4 protein-coding genes are annotated in these 3205 nt (G+C 69.3%); all 4 read right to left on the reverse strand.

Going from position 1 to position 3205, the window contains the following annotated elements; genetic code table 11:
- Positions 1-119 (reverse strand): Clp protease N-terminal domain-containing protein (locus E1298_RS52080; protein ID WP_131903064.1); only part of this gene is annotated, 119 nt, incomplete at its 3' end.
- A 362-nt stretch (positions 120-481) separates the two neighbouring features.
- Entirely contained in the window at positions 482-805 is a 324-nt protein-coding gene (locus tag E1298_RS45525) for a histone-like nucleoid-structuring protein Lsr2 (RefSeq protein ID WP_131903586.1), read from the reverse strand.
- 1123 nt (positions 806-1928) lie between these two features.
- Positions 1929-2492, reverse strand: coding sequence for an RDD family protein (locus E1298_RS45530; protein ID WP_131903587.1), 564 nt, complete (start codon positions 2490-2492; stop codon positions 1929-1931).
- Between the two features lie 7 nt (positions 2493-2499).
- Positions 2500-3205, reverse strand: a 706-nt coding sequence (locus E1298_RS45535) for an RDD family protein (protein ID WP_131903588.1), incomplete at its 5' end; no start/stop codon positions are given.

Genomic DNA, 3205 nt, shown 5'->3' on the forward strand with positions numbered 1-3205 from the left:
TCATGGATCAGACCCAGAAGGATGTGCTCGGTCCCGATGTAGTTGTGGTTGAGCATCCTGGCCTCTTCCTGAGCCAGAACGACAACCCGCCGCGCACGGTCGGTGAACCTCTCGAACATCTCGTCGCTCCTCACAGAGCGGTTGGGCAGAGTCCGGAACGTCCGGAACTGTCCTTCCGCATGCTAGCCCGCCCCGAGGAGGCCGCCCGGTGCACTCCCACCAGAAGACGTTCCCCAGCTAAGCGCTGTTCAGTCTCATCCAACTACCGCATCGGTGCGTCATGTTCCCGCTACGCCCCAAGCGAACGGAGGGTTTCCGCAGGTCGATCAAGGCGCCTCCGCGGATTGCCGAATGCGGGCGACGTCGCCGCCTGTGCGCCCTGTCTACCTCGCGGCCCCCCCGGCGAACCCGCCGGGCGCTACGCCACAAGCGAACGGCCCGCCCCGCGAACGGAGACGGGCCGCCGACGGGGCGAACTGATCTAGTTGGCCGCCTCGTACTGTTCGATCACGGTGGCCGGGATCCTGCCGCGCTCATTGACCTTGATGCCATTGTTCTTGGCCCACGCGCGGATCTCGGCACTGCGCTCGCGGCTGGAGGCGCCGCGCTGCCGGCGCCGCCGGGTCACCGCGCCCGCCTTACGCGAGTTCTCCACGAACGGCTGCATGGAATCCCGCAGCTTCTTTGCGTTGGCGCCACTCAGGTCGATCTCGTAGGAGGCGCCGTCGATCGAGAACGCTACGGTCTCGTCCGCCTCGCCACCGTCGAGGTCGTCGACGAGAAGCACTTGAACCTTCTGTGCCATGGGGACAGACCTTTCGGCTGGAGCAAACTGCATTCGATGGGCAAAGATATACCGGGAAGTCCACCGATGACAATTCAACACTCGCGATGAAGTGGTTCCAGTCTCGTAACTCCTGGTAATCGTCCAGCCCGAATCCGCCATGGCGGGCCCGCCGGACGGGAGCCGGACGGCCGGTGGCGTATGAATTGTCCGCCCGCGGCGCGGCCACCCGCGGTGATTTCGACGTGACCCACGTCACCCGTCCATGGCCGCTGACCTGGGCCGTCGATCGGGCATTGGCCCGGGTTTCGGGGCGGGCCCGCTTTCGCCCGCCCGCGCCATCGGGCGGAAAAGTGCCCGCCCGGAACCTTAACCGGCAGGGCAACACCGACCCCGCGCCCAACGATTAACCCTGACGTAACGGCACTAACCGCACCGTGGCCGGGAATGCGCGCGGGGCCGGGGCCCGGGTGGGACGGGCCGCGTGACCAGGCCCCCCACCGGCGATGTCGCTGGATAACGGCGGGGGTGCCGCCGACGAAATCTGTTGCCACCTCCCGGTGACGAGAAGTCACGGTCCACCGTCCCCCCGGAAGACGGCCGACCCCGGATCCATACCAAAATCAGAGGATAAGCGGCACAATCCCACTGCGCGGCCCGCTTCTTCAACCCCGGCTCCACGACCGGCGCGCTCCCGCGGGGCCGTCCGGCGGCCTCACCGGGCACGCGGCGCGAAAGGACCGTTCAACGAGACGGCGTCCCGTCCGGCGGTAAGTCCGGCGGGCCCGGGAAGCGCATCCCAAACCGGAGGGCGCATCCGGGACACGACACATCCACCTCGAATCAGGACCGTAACCGGAACGAGTCTGACATTCGGGACCAGGCTCGCGTTTCACGCCGACCTCTGGCACGGCTTATGACCTCCGCTGGTCCGCTTGTCCCGGACGGCGGAACTGGCGCCGGCCCCGTCCCTCCGAAAGCCGGACAACGCGCGGCCGAACGAGAACCGGTGAACACGGGCCGCCGAACACACGTACTGATTACTTGCACGGCCTGCAAATACCGGGGAAGCCGAAGGTGCCGAGTGCGCAAGCTTAAGAGTGCCGAAGGCGCCGGACGCGGCGGCACAACGGCCGAGAGGGCCTCAGAGAGGCGCGGGCTCGCGGCCGGGCCTTTTCAGCACGACGGTGCCCGCGAGCCTGTCGTGGAGGGCCTGGCGGCTCGTCCCCTCGTACAGGAACCCGGCATTCGCGACCCAGAAAAAGCCCGCGAGAAGGCCCAGGACCGGCACCGGGCGGACGGCGACCGGCAGCGCGTACACCGCCGCGCGGAGCACGGCGCGCAGCACGCCTGGCCGGGCGCTCGGGCCCCGGGACTCGGCGGCGACGACCTCGATACCGGCGAAGCGCTTGCCCAGCGTCCGCCCCCAGACGGCCAGCTGGATCGCCTCGTACAGCAGCAGGCATCCGGCGACGGCGGGCGGGGCGACCACGTCCACGTCGCGTCCGGCGACCAGCTCGCGGACGACCATGATGACGGGCAGGCCGACGATCAGGGTGTCGACGATGCGCGCGAGAAGGCGCTGGCCGGGCTCCGCGAGCGGGGACGGGGGCCCGTCCGGGGCCGGGGGCTCAGCGGGCGCCTCCGGCTCGTACGGCCCCTCCGGGCTCTGCTCCTCCGGGCTCTGCGCCGGCTGCGAGGCCGCCATCGCCGCCTTACTCCGCGTACTCGGAGTACTCGTCGTCCTCGACCCGCTCGTCGATGACGATCGTCCCCGCGAAGCGGTCGTGCAGCGCCTGGTGGAGCGGCTGGTCCCAGATGGCCCAAAGGTAGGCCATCAGCGCGCCCGCCCAGACGAGGACCATCCCGTACGAGGCGTAGCTCCAGACCATCACCGCGATGGCGAGGAAGAAGAAGACCCCGAGCTGGTACGCGACGTGCGTGATGGCGGCGCGCCACACGGCCTGCGTCGTCGTCAGCGCCTCGCCCGCGGGACGGACCTGGACGACGCCAAGGCCGAGCATGCGCTTGCCGAGCGTGCGCCCCCACATCGACAGCTGGACGGCCTCGTAGATGAACGGCAGCACCGACAGCACGCAGAACAGCGTGAAGATGATGGGCCAGTTCCAGATGCCCTCCTCCTCCGCCTTGCTGCCGGGCTTGTCGAGCCCGAACGCGCCGATCGTGATGGGGAGGACGAGCGCGAACCCGAAGACCGCGACGAGGGCGTTGTCGAGGACTCGCGCGCCCGCGCGCCGGTAGATGGGCGCGAGCGGCAGGTCGGCCGCGCTCGCCGAGTCACCGTACGGGTCGTGGGGCGACTCGTAGGACTGCCCGTACGCGGGCTGCTCCCACTGCTGCTCTTGCTGCCACTGCTGCGGCTGGGAGGGCTGCTGAGGGGGCTGCTGCCACTGCTGCGGG

Origin of the sequence: Actinomadura rubrisoli, from assembly GCF_004349215.1 — a bacterium.
Taxonomy (GTDB): domain Bacteria; phylum Actinomycetota; class Actinomycetes; order Streptosporangiales; family Streptosporangiaceae; genus Spirillospora; species Spirillospora rubrisoli.